We start from the raw sequence: 16766 nt of genomic DNA on the forward strand, positions 1-16766 counted from the left end.
CGCCAGTGGGCCCAGACAGACTAACGCATCGCGGTGACCGCTCGACCACCCGCAATGGATTCGGGGCGCGGGCACGTCAGCCAATAGGATGGACGCTTGTGACCCCCGCTGACCTCGCTGAGCTGCTCAGGACCACCGCTTCCGCGGTGCTGGTCGAGCGCGGGCTGGACGCTGCCGCCCTGCCGGCGGCTGTCACGGTGGAGCGGCCGCGCAATCCCGAGCACGGCGACTACGCCAGCAACCTGGCGCTGCAGCTGGGCAAGAAGGTCGGCGCCAACCCCCGTGAACTGGCCGGCTGGCTGGCCGAGGCGCTGGCACAGGCCGACGGCGTCGCCTCGGCGGAGGTGGCCGGGCCCGGCTTCATCAACCTGCGGCTCGAGGCGTCCGCACAGGCGGTGATCGTCAACAACGTCCTCGACGCCGGTGATGAGTTTGGTCACTCCGACGCGCTGGGCGGCCACAAAATCAACCTGGAATTCGTCTCGGCCAACCCCACCGGGCCCATCCACATCGGCGGCACCCGCTGGGCCGCGGTCGGCGACGCGCTGGGCCGGCTGCTGACCACCCAGGGTGCCGACGTCCTGCGCGAGTACTACTTCAACGACCACGGAGCCCAGATCGACCGCTTCGCCAACTCGCTGATCGCCGCCGCCAAGGGGGAACCGACGCCGGAGGACGGCTATGCCGGCGCCTACATCAACGACATCGCCGCGCAGGTGTTGCAGAAGGCGCCCGACGCGCTGAGCCTGCCCGGCGCCGAGATGCACGAGACGTTCCGCGAAATCGGTGTCGACCTGATGTTCACCCACATCAAGGAGTCGCTGCACGAGTTCGGCACCGACTTCGACGTCTACACCCACGAAGACTCGATGCACACCAGCGGCCGGGTCGATCAGGCCATCGCCCGGCTGCGCCAGACCGGCAACGTCTACGAGAAGGATGGCGCAACCTGGTTGCGCACCAGCGCTTTTGGCGACGATAAGGACCGCGTCGTGATCAAGAGCGACGGCAAGCCGGCCTACATCGCGGGTGACATCGCCTACTACCTGGACAAGCGGCAGCGCGGATTCGACCTGTGCATCTACATGCTCGGCGCCGACCACCACGGCTACATCGCCCGACTCAAGGCCGTGGCCGCCGCGTTCGGTGACGACCCGGCTCACGTCGAGGTGCTGATCGGGCAGATGGTCAACCTGGTCCGCGACGGCCAACCAGTGCGGATGAGCAAGCGGGCCGGAACGGTGATCACGCTCGACGACCTGGTCGAGGCGATCGGCGTCGACGCGGCGCGCTACAGCCTGATCCGTTCCTCGGTCGACACCCCGATCGACATCGACCTGGCGCTGTGGTCGTCGGCGTCGAGCGAAAACCCGGTCTACTACGTGCAATACGCGCACGCCCGGTTGTCGGCGCTGGCCCGCAACGCCGCGGAACTGGGGTTGGTCCCCGACACCGGGCACCTCGAATTGCTCAGCCACGACAAGGAGGGCACCCTGCTGCGCAGCATCGGGGAATTCCCCCGCGTGCTGAAAACGGCGGCGTCCCTGCGGGAACCACACCGAGTGTGCCGTTACCTGGAAGACCTCGCCGGCGACTACCACCGGTTCTACGACTCGTGCCGGGTGCTGCCGCAGGGGGACGAGCAGCCCACCGACCTGCACACCGCCCGTCTGGCGCTGTGCCAGGCCACCCGGCAGGTCATCGCCAACGGACTGGCGATCCTCGGCGTCACCGCTCCGGAGCGAATGTGAACGTGCACCCCGCCGGTCCTCGGCACGCCGAAGACGCCCGGCACCCCGATAGCCCGCCGCGGCCGCAATCGCCCGACGAGCTGCTTCGGCTTGCGTCGAACGTCTGGCCGCGCAACGTCCTTCGCGATGACACCGGGGTGGCCAGCGTCGCCGGAATACCGGTCACCCAGCTCGCGCAGGAGTACGGCACCCCGCTGTTCGTCATCGACGAGGACGACTTCCGTTCCCGCTGCCGCGAACTCGCGACGGCGTTCGGCGGCGGACAGAACGTGTGCTACGCGGCCAAGGCCTTCCTGTGCACCGAGATCGCCAGGTGGGTTGACCAGGAGGGCCTGTCGCTCGACGTCTCCACCGGCGGCGAACTCGCCGTCGGCCTGCACGCCGACTTCCCCCCCGAGCGGATCACGTTCCACGGCAACAACAAATCGGTCGCGGAGCTGACCACCGCGGTCAAAGCCGGTGTCGGGCACGTCGTCCTGGACTCGATGACCGAAATCGAGCGCCTCGACGCCATCGCGGGGGAGGCGGGCATCGTCCAGGACGTCTACGTCCGCCTCACCGTCGGCGTCGAAGCGCACACGCACGAATTCATCTCCACCGCGCACGAAGATCAGAAGTTCGGGTTGTCGGTGGCCAGCGGCGCGGCGATGGCCGCGGTGCGCCGCGTGTTCGCCACCGATCATCTGCGCCTGGTGGGGCTGCACAGCCACATCGGCTCGCAGATCTTCGACGTCGACGGCTTCGAGGTCGCCGCGCACCGCGTCATCGGCCTGCTGCACCAAATCGTCGACGAATTCGGCATCGACAAGACGGGCCAGATCTCGACCGTGGATCTCGGTGGGGGACTGGGGATTTCCTACCTGGGCACCGACGACCCGCCGCCGGTGGCCGAGCTGGCGGCCAAACTGACGGCCATCGTCGCCAACGAGTCGGCGGCCGTGGGACTGCCCACCCCGCGACTGGTGGTGGAGCCCGGACGTGCCATCGCCGGGCCCGGCACCATCACGCTGTACGAGGTGGGCACCGTCAAGGACGTCGACGTGAGCAGCACGGCCCAGCGCCGCTATGTCAGCATCGACGGCGGCATGAGCGACAACATCCGCACCGCGCTCTACGACGCGCAGTACGACGCCCGGCTGGTCTCACGGGCCAGCGACGCGCCGGCGACACTGGCACGGATCGTCGGAAAGCACTGCGAGAGCGGTGACATCGTCGTCCGCGACGCGTGGGTGCCCGACGATCTGCGGCCGGGTGACCTGCTCGGGATCGCCGCGACCGGCGCGTACTGCTATTCGCTGTCGAGCCGCTACAACATGATCTGCCGTCCGGCGGTAGTGGCGGTGCGCGGGGGCCGGTCCCGCCTGATCCTGCGCCGCGAGACGGTTGACGATCTACTGAGTCTGGAAGTGAGGTGAACGGTGCCCGGTGATGAAAAGCCTGTGGGCGTAGCGGTGCTCGGGTTGGGCAACGTCGGGAGCGAAGTTGTCCGCATCATCGAGGGCAGCGCCGACGATCTCGCGGCTCGTGTCGGCGCGCCCCTGGTGTTGCGCGGCGCCGGAGTCCGGCGGGTCGCCGCCGACCGTGGCGTTCCGATCGAGTTGCTCACCGACAACGTCGAGGAACTCGTCTCCCGAGAAGACGTCGACATCGTCGTGGAGTTGATGGGGCCGGTGGAACCTGCGCGAAAGGCGATCCTGCGCGCGCTCGAGCACGGCAAGTCCGTCGTCACGGCGAATAAGGCGCTGCTGGCCACCTCCACCGGGGAGCTGGCGCAGGCCGCCGAAAACGCCCATGTCGACCTGTATTTCGAGGCCGCGGTCGCGGGCGCCATCCCGGTCATTCGCCCGCTCACCCAGTCGCTGGCGGGAGACACGGTGCTAAGGGTTGCCGGCATCGTCAACGGCACCACCAACTACATCCTGTCCGCGATGGACAGCACCGGCGCCGACTACGACACCGCCCTGGCGGAGGCGAGCGCGCTCGGCTACGCCGAAGCCGACCCCACCGCCGACGTCGAAGGCTACGATGCCGCGGCCAAGGCCGCGATCCTGGCGTCGATCGCCTTCCACACCCGGGTGACCGCCGACGACGTCTACCGCGAGGGCATCACGAAGATCACGCCGGCCGACTTCGCCTCCGCGCGGTCGCTGGGTTGCACCATCAAGCTGCTGTCCATCTGCGAGCGCGTCACCACCGAGGACGGTCAGGAACGGGTATCGGCCCGCGTCTATCCGGCGCTGGTGCCGCTGTCGCACCCGTTGGCCACTGTCAACGGTGCGTTCAACGCGGTGGTGGTCGAGGCCGAGGCCGCCGGCCGCCTGATGTTTTACGGTCAGGGCGCGGGCGGCGCGCCCACCGCGTCCGCGGTCACCGGCGACTTGGTGATGGCCGCCCGCAACCGGGTACTGGGCAGCCGCGGTCCGAAGGAATCCAAGTATGCCCAGCTTCCAGTCGCCCCAATGGGTTTCATCTCCACCCGCTACTACGTCAGCATGAACGTCGCGGACAAGCCGGGTGTGCTGTCCACGGTGGCGGCCGAATTCGCCAAACGCGAGGTGAGCATCGCCGAGGTTCGCCAGGAGGGCGTGGTGGACGAAGGCGGGCGGCGGGTGGGAGCGCGCGTCGTGGTCGTCACCCACACCGCCACAGATGCCGCGCTGTCCGAAACCGTCGATGCGCTGGCGGATCTGGATGTCGTGCAGGGTGTCACTAGTGTGCTGCGATTGGAAGAGACCGGCCAATGAGCGTCCCGCGCACCGCCGTGCACCAACCCTGGCCTGGGTTGATCGCCGCCTACCGCGACCGCCTGCCAATCGGCGACGACTGGACGCCGGTCACCTTGCTCGAGGGCGGCACCCCGCTGATCGCAGCGACGCGCCTTTCCGAAAAGACCGGCTGCACGGTGCATCTCAAGGTCGAGGGCCTCAACCCCACCGGCTCGTTCAAGGACCGGGGCATGACCATGGCGGTCACCGACGCGCTGGCGCGTGGCCAGCAGGCCGTGTTGTGTGCGTCGACCGGCAACACCTCCGCGTCGGCGGCGGCCTACGCGGCCCGCGCCGGCATCACCTGCGCGGTGCTCATCCCCCAGGGCAAGATCGCGATGGGCAAGCTGGCACAGGCGGTCATGCACGGCGCCAAGATCATTCAGATCGACGGCAACTTCGACGACTGCCTGGAGCTGGCCCGCAAGATGGCCGCGGACTTCCCGACGATCGCGCTGGTCAACTCCGTCAACCCCGTGCGCATCGAGGGGCAGAAGACGGCGGCGTTCGAGATCGTCGACGCGCTGGGCACCGCGCCGGACGTGCACGCCCTGCCGGTCGGCAACGCGGGCAACATCACCGCGTACTGGAAGGGCTACACCGAATATCACCACGACGGCGTGATCGACAAGCTGCCCCGCATGCTGGGCACCCAAGCGGCCGGCGCCGCGCCGCTGGTGCACGGCGCACCGGTCAGCCACCCCGAGACGATCGCGACCGCGATACGCATCGGTGCTCCCGCGTCCTGGGCGGCCGCCGTCAACGCGCAGCAGCAGTCCAACGGGCGGTTTTTGGCCGCCACCGACGAGGAGATCCTGGCCGCGTACCACTTGGTCGCCGAGAGCGAGGGCGTCTTCGTCGAGCCCGCATCGGCGGCCAGCATCGCCGGCCTGCTCAAGGCCGTCGACGACGGTTGGGTGGCGCGCGGCTCGACGGTGGTGTGCACGGTGACCGGCAATGGCCTCAAAGACTCCGACACGGCGCTCAGGGATATGCCAACCGTGTCCCCGCTGCCCGTCGATCCGGCGCTCGTCGTCGAGAAGCTTGGGCTCGCGTAAAGAAATGACGGCTCAATTGCTGCCCGCCGGGCTGATGGCAAGCTCCGTTGTGTCGGCGTCCAGCGCCAACCTCGGACCCGGTTTCGACAGCATCGGGCTGGCATTGAGCCTCAGCGACGAAATCGTCGTGGAGACAACCGATTCCGGATTAGTGGTCGTCGTCGAAGGCGAGGGCGCCGAGCAGGTGCCCCGGGGCCCCGAACACCTGGTGGTGCGCGCCGTCGAATGCGGGCTGCGGGCCGCGGGCGTGCGGGCCCCGGGCCTGGTTGTCCGCTGCCGCAACGCGATCCCGCACTCCCGCGGTCTCGGCTCGTCGGCGGCGGCCGTGGTCGGTGGCCTGGCAGCAGCGAACGGCCTTGTTGCACAGTCTGATTCGAAACCTCTGAGCGACGCCCAGCTGATTCAGCTGTCGTCGGAGTTCGAGGGTCATCCCGACAACGCCGCCGCCGCTGTGCTGGGCGGTGCGGTGGTGTCGTGGATCGATGCCTCCGGTGATCGGCCACGGTATTCGGCGGTGCCGCTGCGCCTGCACCCCGACATCCGCCTGTACTGCGCCATACCCCAGGAGCGCTCCCTGACCGCGGAGACCCGGGTGCTGCTGCCCGCCCAGGTGAGCCACGACGACGCCCGGTTCAACGTCAGCCGCGCCGCCTTGCTGGTGGTAGCGCTGACCGAACGCCCGGACCTGCTCATGCCGGCCACCGAAGATGTGCTGCATCAACCCCAGCGGGCGCCGGCGATGCCCGGCTCCGCGGAATATTTGCGGCTGTTCCGGCGTAATAACGTGTCAGCGACACTTTCCGGGGCGGGTCCAGCACTGATTGCGCTCAGCACAGCGCCGGAGTTACCCACGGAAGTGGTGGAGTACGGGGTCGCCCAAGGATTTGCCCTCACTGAGATGACCGCCGGCGATGGAGTTCGCTGGAGCCCGGGCGTCACAGTCTCCGGTTGATCCACGGCGCGGCCGGAGGGTTTGCTTGCTTCCAACAACGATGCGGGCTATCCTCGGTTCCGTCCAGCAATCGCAGCATCTGCATCTGCATCCATACTGCCTTGCCGCTAGGACACACCAATTCTTCTCGTGAACGAGGTTCGCCGCTTACTCCGCCGATTAAGGCGATCACCGTTGCAGAGTCGATATTTGGGCGCACTCGGCGATTTGCTGAATGCAACGAACCCCCCGGATGACCTGTTCAGCGGGGGAAGAAAGGAAATCCGTGACCGATACGGACTTGTTCACGGCTGACGCGAGCACCGACAGCAATGAGGTGTCGAACGCCGTGACCCCAGACACATCCGACGGCAAAACCAATGCCCCTGGTGGGTCACTGTCCACCATGGTGCTTCCCGAACTGCGCGCGCTGGCTAACGAAGTCGGCGTCAAGGGAACGTCGGGCATGCGCAAGAACGAACTCATCGCCGCCATCAAGGAAATCAGGGGACAGTCCAACGGGACTTCCGCCCCGGCGGCCCCCCAGCAGAGCGGCAAGTCCGACACCGCCAAGTCCGACACCGCCAAGTCCGACGCCGCCACTGCCGAAGCGCCGGCCGGCGAAGACCACCAGAACGGTTCGACCACCGAGGCGCCCCGCCGCGAACGGCGCAGCGCCTCCCGCGAGCCTGGAGCGGCCCGCAGCGGCGACGACTCCGACGGCGAGCGCCCACGCAATCGCGAGGGCGCGGCCTCCGGGGAGGAGGGCACCCGCCAAGCCGGCAAGCGCGACTCGCAAGGCGAGGAGCGCGGCCAGGATTCCGGTGGCGACCAAGGCGCTGATCAACAGGGCTCGGGCGGCCAGCAAGGTCGTGGCGGCTCGAACCAGCAAGACGACGACGGCGAGGGCCGTCAGGGCCGCCGCGGGCGCCGTTTCCGCGACCGCAGGCGTCGCGGTGAGCGGTCCGGCGAGGGCGGTGACACCGAATTGCGTGAGGACGACGTCGTGCAGCCGGTCGCCGGCATCCTTGACGTGCTCGACAATTACGCGTTCGTCCGCACCTCCGGCTACCTGGCCGGTCCGCACGACGTCTACGTCTCGATGAACATGGTGCGCAAGAACGGCCTGCGCCGCGGCGACGCGGTGACCGGCGCGGTCCGCGTACCCAAGGACGGCGAACAGCCCAACCAGCGGCAGAAGTTCAACCCGCTGGTCCGCCTGGACAGCGTCAACGGCGGTCCGGTCGAGGACGCCAAAAAGCGTCCCGACTTCAGCAAGCTGACGCCCCTGTACCCCAACCAGCGGCTGCGCCTGGAGACCACCCCTGACCGGCTGACCACGCGGGTCATCGACCTGATCATGCCGATCGGTAAGGGCCAGCGCGCCCTGATCGTCTCGCCGCCCAAGGCGGGTAAGACGACCATCCTGCAGGACATCGCCAACGCGATCACCCGCAACAACCCGGAATGCCACCTCATGGTCGTGCTCGTCGACGAGCGCCCGGAGGAGGTCACCGACATGACGCGCTCGGTCAAGGGTGAGGTCATCGCCTCGACCTTCGACCGGCCGCCGTCGGACCACACCTCGGTCGCCGAGCTGGCCATCGAACGCGCCAAGCGGCTCGTCGAGCAGGGCAAGGACGTCGTGGTGCTGCTCGACTCGATCACCCGCCTCGGCCGTGCCTACAACAACGCGTCACCCGCCTCGGGCCGGATCCTGTCCGGTGGTGTCGACTCCACCGCGCTGTACCCGCCGAAGCGATTCCTGGGTGCGGCACGAAACATCGAGGAAGGCGGATCGCTGACGATCATCGCCACCGCGATGGTCGAGACCGGCTCCACCGGTGACACGGTCATCTTCGAGGAGTTCAAGGGCACCGGTAACGCCGAGCTCAAGCTGGACCGCAAGATCTCCGAGCGACGCGTCTTCCCGGCGGTCGACGTGAACCCCTCCGGTACGCGCAAGGACGAGCTGCTGCTCTCCCCGGATGAGTTCGCGATCGTGCACAAGCTGCGCCGCGTGCTGTCGGGCCTGGATTCCCACCAGGCCATCGATCTGCTGATGTCCCAGCTGCGCAAGACGAAGAACAACTACGAGTTCCTGGTGCAGGTCTCCAAGACCACCCCGGGCTCGATGGACAACGACTAGCCGATCCACGTTGCTCGGCGGCCGGCACCGCGCCACGGCAACCTTTCGGGGCCGCCCATGCGCCGGGAATGTGCAGGGGCACCCCGTTGTTTTGGGAGACACTGGTTGACCTGGCATAATCGACGCTCGACAAGATCGAAGAGGACAGCATGAAATCTGACATTCACCCCGCTTACGGCGAGACCACCGTGCACTGCGGGTGCGGAAACACCTTCCAGACCCGCAGCACGAAGCCCGGCGGCAACATCGTCGTCGAGGTCTGCTCGCAGTGCCACCCCTTCTACACCGGCAAGCAGAAGATTCTGGACAGCGGTGGCCGGGTGGCTCGCTTTGAGAAGCGGTACGGCAAGCGCAAGGGTGCCGCCGCGGACAACACCGACAAATAGCTGCATTGCCGACGCCCGAACTGTGCACGAGAGCACAGGCCGGGCGTCGGTTCGCGTTTGCGGCAAAAAGACACGGGGGCTGAACGGGCAGGAGGTGAGATGTGACGCAGCCGGTACAGACGATTGATGTGCTGCTGGCCGAACACGCCGAACTCGAAAAACGGCTGGCGGATCCCGACCTGCACAGCAATCCCGCCGAGGCGCGCAAGGCCGGTCGCCGGTTCGCCCGGTTGGCCCCGATCGTCGCCACGTATCGCAAGCTGGAGTCCGCGCGTGGCGATCTGGAGACCGCGCGCGAATTGGCCGCCGACGACGATTCTTTCGCCGACGAGGTGACCGAACTCGAGTCGCGGGTGGCCGAATTGGACACCCAACTGACCGACATGCTGGCGCCGCGCGACCCGCACGACGCCGACGACATCGTGCTCGAGGTCAAATCCGGTGAGGGCGGCGAGGAATCCGCACTGTTTGCGGCGGATCTGGCCCGGATGTACATCCGCTACGCCGAGCGGCACGGCTGGAACGTCACCGTGCTGGACGAGACCACCTCGGATCTCGGCGGCTACAAGGACGCGACGCTGTCCATCGCCAGCAAGGGCGACTCCGCCGACGGGGTGTGGTCGCGAATGAAGTTCGAGGGCGGGGTGCACCGGGTGCAGCGCGTCCCGGTGACGGAATCCCAAGGCCGGGTGCACACTTCGGCGGCTGGCGTGCTGGTCTATCCCGAGCCCGAGGAGGTGGGCGAGGTGCAGATCGACGAGTCGGATCTGCGTATCGACGTCTACCGCTCGTCCGGCAAGGGCGGGCAGGGCGTCAACACCACCGACTCCGCGGTCCGGATCACGCATCTGCCCACCGGGATCGTGGTGACCTGCCAGAACGAACGCTCGCAGCTGCAGAACAAGACGCGCGCGCTGCAGGTGCTGGCCGCTCGCTTGCAGGCCTTGGCCGAAGAACAGGCGCTGGCCGACGCGTCGGCCGACCGGGCCAGCCAGATCCGGACCGTGGACCGCAGCGAACGGATTCGCACCTACAACTTCCCGGAGAACCGGATCACCGACCACCGGATCGGTTTCAAGGCGCACAATCTCGATCAGGTACTCGACGGCGACCTCGACGCGATGTTCGACGCGTTGAGCGCCGCCGACAAGCAATCCCGGCTGCAACAGGCATGAGTGCCGTTCGGCGCGCGATCGATTCCGCTGCGGCGACGCTCGCCGAAGCGGGAATCGCCTCCGCCCGTTGGGATGCCGAGGAGTTGGCTGCGCACGTTTCGGGGACCGAGCGCGGCCGGCTGGCCTTGCTCGACTCGCCCGGCGACGATTTCTTCTGTCGCTACCGCGATATCGTGGCCGCGCGCTCGCGGCGGGTGCCGTTGCAGCATCTCACCGGCACGGCCGCGTTCGGGCCGCTGATGCTGCGGGTCGGTCCCGGCGTCTTCATACCGCGCCCGGAAACCGAAGCCCTCTTGGCATGGGTCACTGAGCAGCGCGTCCCGGCCCGGCCCGTCATCGTCGACCTGTGCACCGGATCGGGCGCCTTGGCGGTGGCGCTGGCCCATCAGCACCCCGCGGCGCGCATCGTCGCCGTCGATGACTCGGAGGAGGCCCTCGAGTACGCGCGCCGCAACGCGGCGGGAACCGCGGTCGAACTCGTGCGGGCCGACGTCACCGCGCCCGGCCTGCTGCCCGAACTGCACGGCGGTGTCGACATGGTGGTGGCCAACCCGCCCTATGTCCCCGACGCCGCACCCGTGGAACCCGAAGTGGCCCAACATGATCCACTCCACGCCGTGTTCGGCGGCCCGGATGGGATGGCGGTGATCGCCCCGATCGTCGAGCTCGCCGGCCGTTGGCTGCGCCCGGGCGGCGTCTTCGCCGTCGAACATGACGACGCCACGGCGGCGAAGACCGTCGAATTGGTCGGGGGGACAAAGCTTTTCGAAGATGTGACGGAGCACAAAGATCTGGCCGGCCGACCGAGATTCGTGACGGCCCGCAGACAGGATCGGCGCACATGAGTCGCGTCGCGACGATGCAGAGCGCGGCGATGAGGTGGGGGCACCTCCCGCCGGCGATGAGGAGGAGCGGCGCACATGAGTGAGGTCTTCGACTGTGCAGATCCCGACCAGCGGTCGCGCGGAATCGCGTCGGCGGTGGGCGCCATCAAGGGTGGCCGCCTGGTCGTCATGCCGACGGACACCGTCTACGGCATCGGCGCCGATGCCTTCAACAGCGCCGCGGTGACGGCCCTCCTCTCGGCGAAGGGACGCGGCCGGGACATGCCGGTCGGGGTGCTGGTCGGCTCCTGGCACACCATCGAGGGCCTCGTCTACACCGTGCCGAGCGGGGCGCGCGACCTCATTCGTGCGTTCTGGCCGGGTGCGCTGAGCCTGGTGGTGACGCAGGCCCCGTCGCTGCAGTGGGACCTCGGCGACGCCCGCGGCACCGTGATGCTGCGGATGCCGCTGCACCCGGTGGCGATCGAGTTGTTGCGCGAGGTGGGGCCCATGGCGGTATCCAGTGCGAACGTCTCCGGCCGGCCGCCCGCCGTGGACGCCAACGAGGCCCGCAATCAGCTCGGTGACCTCGTCGACGTCTATCTCGACGCGGGGACCGCCGAGCAGCAGGCGGCTTCGACGATCGTCGACCTGACCGGTGCCGCCCCGCGCATCCTGCGACCGGGTCCGGTGAGCGCCGAACGGATCGCCGAAGTGCTCGGGGTGGATCCCGAAAGTCTGACCGTCCAGGCCTAACCGGAGCGGTTCTCTCATTGCCAGGTTGGTGCAGTACGGTCTCGACGTGTCCAGCGACCCGGCCAGCGACGTAGCAAACCTCGCCAATGGCCTGCTCGCCCTGGCTGACCGGGGCGCAGGTGTCCCACTGCGCGAGCTCGCCCTCGTGGGTCTGACCGCCGCGATCATCACCTACTTCGCGACCGGTCCCGTGCGGGTGCTCGCCACCCGGCTGGGCGCGGTCGCGTACCCGCGGGAACGCGACGTGCACGTGACCCCGACGCCGCGCATGGGCGGGCTGGCGATGTTCGTCGGCGTCATCTCGGCCGTCTTCCTGGCGTCGCAGCTTCCGGCGCTCACTCGCGGGTTCGTCTATTCGACGGGCATGCCCGCGGTGCTGGTGGCCGGCGCGGTGATCATGGGCATCGGGCTCATCGACGACCGGTGGGGCCTGGACGCCCTGACGAAGTTCGCCGGCCAAATCACCGCGGCCAGCGTGCTGGTCACCATGGGCGTGGCCTGGAGCGTCCTCTACATCCCGATCGGCGGTGTCGGCACCATCGTGCTGGACCAGGCCTCGTCGATCCTGCTCACGCTGGCGCTGACGGTGTCCATCGTGAACGCGATGAACTTCGTCGACGGGCTGGACGGGCTGGCCGCCGGGCTCGGGCTGATCACCGCGCTGGCCATCTGCATATTCTCCGTCGGCCTGCTGCGCGACCATGGCGGCGACGTCCTCTTCTACCCGCCCGCCGTGATCTCCGTGGTGCTCGCGGGGGCCTGTCTGGGCTTCCTGCCGCACAACTTCCACCGCGCCAAGATCTTCATGGGCGATTCCGGCTCGATGCTGATCGGGCTGATGCTCGCCGCGGCCTCGACCACCGCCGCAGGCCCTGTCTCGCAGAACGCCTACGGTGCGCGCGATGTGTTCGCCCTGTTGTCGCCGTTCCTACTGGTAGTCGCGGTGATGTTCGTGCCGATGCTGGATCTGCTGCTGGCGATCGTGCGCCGAACCCGCGCGGGCCGCAGCGCGTTCAGCCCCGACAAGATGCACCTGCACCACCGTTTGCTGCAGATCGGACATTCCCACCGGCGGGTGGTGTTGCTGATCTATCTCTGGGTGGGCATCGTCGCGTTCGGTGCGGCCAGCACGATTTTCTTCAATCCGCGCGACACCGCCGCGGTGATGCTGGGCGCCATCTTGGTCGCGGGCATCGCCACCGCGATCCCGCTCATGCGCCGCCGGGACGAGTACGACGACGAGGGCTACGACAGCTAGTAGTAGTGGGGTTTGCCGTATGGTACGGTGCAGGTAGAAGCCCAAAAAGCCGCACAGGTTGCCGGTCCGTCGGACGCCGTTCCGATCGGGTCGGTTGAGGACTCGCGTCGGGAGATACCCCTTGGGTTGATCCGCTGTGACGTGCGATACGCTCGGCGGGCCACCGATCAGTCGGTCGGGGGACTCCCGCACTACCAACTTGGGATTGAGGTGCTGCAGTGACGACACCAGCGCAGGACGCGCCGTTGGTGTTCCCCTCTGTTGCGTTCCGGCCGGTCCGCCTGTTGGTACTCAGCATCGCCGTCACCGCGGTGGCCGTCGTCGCCGCCGAGCTGACCGGTCACCTGATGGTCGGGGTGTTCTTCGGTGTCGGGTTGCTGCTGGGTTTGCTCAACGCCCTTCTGGTGCGTCGCTCCGTCGCGTCGATCACCGCCAAAGAGCATCCGATGAAAAGCACGATGGCGCTGAATTCGGCCACCCGGCTGGCCGTCATCACCGTGATCGGGCTGATCATCGCCTACATCTTCCGGCCCGCGGGCCTGGGCGTCGTGTTCGGCTTGGCGCTGTTCCAGGTCTTGCTGGTGGCATCGACGGCTCTTCCGGTCTGGAAGAAGCTGCGCGCCGGCGACTGGGCGGACGACTCCGCGGGCGGCGCGATGGCGGGATCGGAAGGAACGGAAGGAAAGAACAGCACCGATGACTGACACGACGTTCCTGGCCGCGGCGATCGAAGTTGGCGAGCACAACCAAGCCAAATGGCTCGGGCTGACCGTCAATACCGACACGATCCTGTCGACCGCGATCGCTGCGGTGATCGTCCTGGCGCTGGCCTTCTTCCTGCGCGCGAAGATCACGTCGACCGGCGTCCCCAGCGGCGTGCAGTTGTTCTGGGAAGCCATCACCGTCCAGATGCGCGATCAGATCGAGAGCGCGGTCGGGATGCGGATCGCGCCGTTCGTATTGCCTTTGGCAGTCACCATTTTCGTGTTCATCCTGATCTCCAACTGGCTGTCGGTGCTTCCGCTGCAATACACGGACAAGTCCGGGCACACCACTGAGCTGCTGAAGTCGGCGGCCGCAGACATCAACTACGTTCTCGCCTTGGCTCTCTTCGTATTCGTCTGCTACCACGTGGCGGGCATCTGGCGCCGCGGCATCGTCGGTCACCCGCTCGCCGTGCTCAAGGGCCACGTGGCGTTTCTGGCGCCGATCAACCTCGTCGAGGAGCTCGCCAAGCCGATCTCGTTGTCGCTCCGACTTTTCGGCAACATCTTCGCCGGCGGCATCCTGGTCGCGCTGATCGCGCTCTTCCCGCCGTACATCATGTGGGCTCCCAACGCCATCTGGAAGGCCTTCGACCTCTTCGTCGGGGCGATCCAGGCGTTCATTTTCTCGATCCTGACGATCCTGTACTTCAGCCAGGCCATGGAGATCGAGGAACATCATGACTGAGACCACCATGTATCGCTTTGTCCCACACACCATTACAGAGGCCTGGTAGACCGCTACCAGCTATCAAGGAGGATAAGAATGGCTCTGGACCCCCAAGTCGCTGCCGCTGCGCTCATCGGCGGTGGACTCATCATGGGCGGTGGCGCGATCGGCGCCGGTATCGGTGACGGTATTGCCGGTAACGCCCTGGTCTCCGGCATCGCCCGGCAGCCCGAGGCGCAAGGTCGGCTGTTCACGCCGTTCTTCATCACCGTCGGTCTGGTCGAGGCCGCCTACTTCATCAACCTGGCCTTCATGGCGCTGTTCGTCTTCGCCACACCCGTCGGCACCTAGTTCGCTGTGATGGGTGACGCGAGTCTGAGCGTCCTGGCATCCAGCCAGGTGATGGCCGAGGGAGGCAACAACTTCCTCGTCCCCAACGGCACGTTCTTCTTTGTGCTGGCCATCTTCCTGATCGTGCTGGCCGTCATCGGCACCTTCGTGGTGCCGCCGGTCATGCGGGTGTTGCGCGAGCGCGACAACATGGTTGCCAAGACGGCCGCCGACAACAAGAAGGCGACCGAGCAGTTCGACGCCGCCAAGGCTGACTATGAGGAAGCCCTGACGGAGGCCCGGGTTCAGGCGTCGTCGTTGCGCGACAATGCCCGCGCCGAAGGCCGTAAGGTGGTCGAAGACGCGCGCGCCCGTGCCGAGCAGCAGGTGATGTCGACGTTGCAAATGGCATCCGAGCAATTGAAGCGGGAGAGAGACGCCGTGGAACTGGATCTGCGCGCCAATGTGGCCGGCATGTCGGCGAGGCTGGCCAGCCGGATCCTCGGCGTCGAGGTGGCCCCGGCCACCACGGCCACGTCCGCAACCGGGAAATCTGGACGGTAATCGCGCATGTCGACATTCATCGGGCAGTTGATCGGATTCGCGGCCATCGTGCTTCTGGTCGTGCGGTACGTCGTGCCGCCGGTGCGTCGGCTGATGGCCGCTCGTCAGGAGGCCGTGCGCCAGCAGCTGAAAGACTCTGCGGCAGCGGCCGATCGGCTCAAAGAGTCGACCACGGCTCACAGCAACGCCGTGGAATCCGCCAAGTCCGAGGCCGAGCGGCTCGTGGAAGAAGCCAAGACCGACGCCGGGCGCATTGCCGAGCAGTTCCGGATCCAGGCCGACGCGGAATCCGAACGCATCACCACGCAGGGCGGTCGCCAGGTCGACCTGCTGCGGACGCAGCTCAGCCGCCAGCTCCGCCTCGAGCTCGGTCACGAGGCGGTGCGCCAGGCGGGCGAGTTGGTGCGGAACTATGTCGCCGACCCGGAGCAGCAGTCCGGCACCGTCGATCGATTCCTGGACGACCTCGAAGCGATGGCTCCGGCGCCCGCGGACGTCGAGTACCCACTGTTGGCGAAGATGCGCTCCGCCAGTCGGGTGGCAGTGGCCGGCCTGACCGAGCGGTTCGGCGACATCGTTAAAAACCTTGACAACAAAGCGCTTACCAACCTCTCGTCCGAGCTTGTCTCGGTAGCCGAAATGCTGGACCGGGAGATCGTCGTCACCCGTTACCTGACCGTGCCCGCCGAAGACGCGGCCCCCCGCGTCCGGCTGATCGAGCGCCTGGTCTCGGGCAAGGTCTCCGACGCTACGCTCGACGTCCTGCGCCTGGCCGTATCCGAACGCTGGTCGGCCAACTCCGATTTGGGTGACGCGATCGAGCACATCTCGCGGCAGGCGTTGCTGGAAGTCGCCGAACGGGAAAACAGGGTCGACGACGTCGAAGACCAGCTCTTCCGGTTCGCCCGCATCCTGGACGCGCAGCCACGACTCGCCATCCTGTTGGGCGACTACGGCGTGCCCGTGGAAGGCCGGATCGACCTGCTACGCAAGGTGCTTGACAGCGCCAGCGGCAGGGTCGACCCGATCGTCGTGGCGCTGTTGACCCAGACCGTCCAACTGCTTCGGGGCGAGTCGGCCGAGGACGCCATCCAGTTCCTGGCGAAAGTCGCGGTGGCACGCCGCGGCGAGATCGTGGCGCAGGTCAGCGCGGCCGCCGAACTCAGCGACTCCCAGCGGTCTCGCCTCACCGACGTGCTCGGCCGCATCTACGGTCATCCGGTGACGGTGCAGCTGCAGATCTCCGAGGAACTCCTGGGTGGCCTGCTCATCTCCGTGGCGGACGAAGTGATTGACGGGACACTCGCTTCTCGCCTCGCCGCAGCCCAGGCCCAATTGCCCGACTGACCCGACCGCTTCCACAAACCCTTTCCAATACGCGATAC

Annotated in this window: 16 protein-coding genes; all 16 read left to right on the forward strand. The window is 67.4% G+C overall.

Annotation, left to right across the window (positions count from 1 at the left end; translation table 11 throughout):
* Positions 1 to 98: 98 nt before the first annotated feature.
* The 16 genes from argS to ACEL92_RS07715 all read left to right on the forward strand — a co-directional run bounded on the left by argS (position 99) and on the right by ACEL92_RS07715 (position 16728).
* The gene (argS, locus tag ACEL92_RS07640) at positions 99 to 1751 is read left to right on the forward strand and encodes an arginine--tRNA ligase (RefSeq protein ID WP_374025010.1); all 1653 of its coding nucleotides are present in this window, start codon (positions 99 to 101) and stop codon (positions 1749 to 1751) included.
* Positions 1748 to 3166, forward strand: coding sequence for a diaminopimelate decarboxylase (lysA, locus tag ACEL92_RS07645; RefSeq protein WP_374025011.1), 1419 nt, complete (start codon positions 1748 to 1750; stop codon positions 3164 to 3166). Before argS ends, lysA begins: the two co-directional genes overlap by 4 nt.
* A gap of 3 nt (positions 3167 to 3169) precedes the next feature.
* Positions 3170 to 4495: a homoserine dehydrogenase gene (locus tag ACEL92_RS07650; RefSeq protein ID WP_374025012.1), complete on the forward strand. Its 1326-nt coding sequence runs from the start codon at positions 3170 to 3172 to the stop codon at positions 4493 to 4495.
* Positions 4492 to 5574 carry a threonine synthase gene (gene thrC, locus ACEL92_RS07655; RefSeq protein WP_374025013.1) on the forward strand — a complete coding sequence of 361 codons (1083 nt, stop codon included), beginning with the start codon at positions 4492 to 4494 and terminating at the stop codon, positions 5572 to 5574. The genes ACEL92_RS07650 and thrC overlap by 4 nt, the downstream gene beginning before the upstream one ends.
* Before the next feature lie 4 nt (positions 5575 to 5578).
* Positions 5579 to 6526 carry a homoserine kinase gene (gene thrB, locus ACEL92_RS07660; RefSeq protein WP_374025014.1) on the forward strand — a complete coding sequence of 316 codons (948 nt, stop codon included), beginning with the start codon at positions 5579 to 5581 and terminating at the stop codon, positions 6524 to 6526.
* Positions 6527 to 6791: 265 nt separating this feature from the next.
* Positions 6792 to 8654: a transcription termination factor Rho gene (gene rho, locus ACEL92_RS07665; protein WP_374025015.1), complete on the forward strand. Its 1863-nt coding sequence runs from the start codon at positions 6792 to 6794 to the stop codon at positions 8652 to 8654.
* A gap of 149 nt (positions 8655 to 8803) precedes the next feature.
* Positions 8804 to 9040 (forward strand): 50S ribosomal protein L31, encoded by a 237-nt coding sequence (gene rpmE, locus ACEL92_RS07670; RefSeq protein WP_374025016.1) that lies wholly within the window; start codon positions 8804 to 8806, stop codon positions 9038 to 9040.
* Positions 9041 to 9141: 101 nt separating this feature from the next.
* Positions 9142 to 10215 (forward strand): peptide chain release factor 1, encoded by a 1074-nt coding sequence (prfA, locus tag ACEL92_RS07675; protein WP_374025017.1) that lies wholly within the window; start codon positions 9142 to 9144, stop codon positions 10213 to 10215.
* A complete protein-coding gene (prmC, locus tag ACEL92_RS07680) occupies positions 10212 to 11060 on the forward strand; it encodes a peptide chain release factor N(5)-glutamine methyltransferase (RefSeq protein ID WP_374025018.1) in 849 nt (282 codons plus the stop codon). The genes prfA and prmC overlap by 4 nt, the downstream gene beginning before the upstream one ends.
* Positions 11061 to 11135: 75 nt before the next feature.
* A complete protein-coding gene (locus tag ACEL92_RS07685) occupies positions 11136 to 11795 on the forward strand; it encodes an L-threonylcarbamoyladenylate synthase (protein ID WP_374025019.1) in 660 nt (219 codons plus the stop codon).
* A 28-nt stretch (positions 11796 to 11823) separates the two neighbouring features.
* Positions 11824 to 13053, forward strand: coding sequence for a glycosyltransferase family 4 protein (locus ACEL92_RS07690; protein WP_374026123.1), 1230 nt, complete (start codon positions 11824 to 11826; stop codon positions 13051 to 13053).
* A 218-nt stretch (positions 13054 to 13271) separates the two neighbouring features.
* Positions 13272 to 13757: an ATP synthase subunit I gene (locus ACEL92_RS07695; RefSeq protein ID WP_374025020.1), complete on the forward strand. Its 486-nt coding sequence runs from the start codon at positions 13272 to 13274 to the stop codon at positions 13755 to 13757.
* Positions 13750 to 14505: a F0F1 ATP synthase subunit A gene (atpB, locus tag ACEL92_RS07700; protein ID WP_374025021.1), complete on the forward strand. Its 756-nt coding sequence runs from the start codon at positions 13750 to 13752 to the stop codon at positions 14503 to 14505. The genes ACEL92_RS07695 and atpB overlap by 8 nt, the downstream gene beginning before the upstream one ends.
* 84 nt (positions 14506 to 14589) lie before the next feature.
* Positions 14590 to 14838, forward strand: coding sequence for a F0F1 ATP synthase subunit C (locus ACEL92_RS07705; RefSeq protein WP_024636915.1), 249 nt, complete (start codon positions 14590 to 14592; stop codon positions 14836 to 14838).
* Between the two features lie 9 nt (positions 14839 to 14847).
* Positions 14848 to 15381: a F0F1 ATP synthase subunit B gene (locus tag ACEL92_RS07710; protein WP_374025022.1), complete on the forward strand. Its 534-nt coding sequence runs from the start codon at positions 14848 to 14850 to the stop codon at positions 15379 to 15381.
* A gap of 6 nt (positions 15382 to 15387) precedes the next feature.
* Entirely contained in the window at positions 15388 to 16728 is a 1341-nt protein-coding gene (locus ACEL92_RS07715) for a F0F1 ATP synthase subunit B/delta (protein ID WP_374025023.1), read from the forward strand.
* Positions 16729 to 16766 lie beyond the last annotated feature (38 nt).

Source organism: Mycobacterium hainanense, from assembly GCF_041890355.1.
GTDB lineage: Bacteria > Actinomycetota > Actinomycetes > Mycobacteriales > Mycobacteriaceae > Mycobacterium > Mycobacterium hainanense.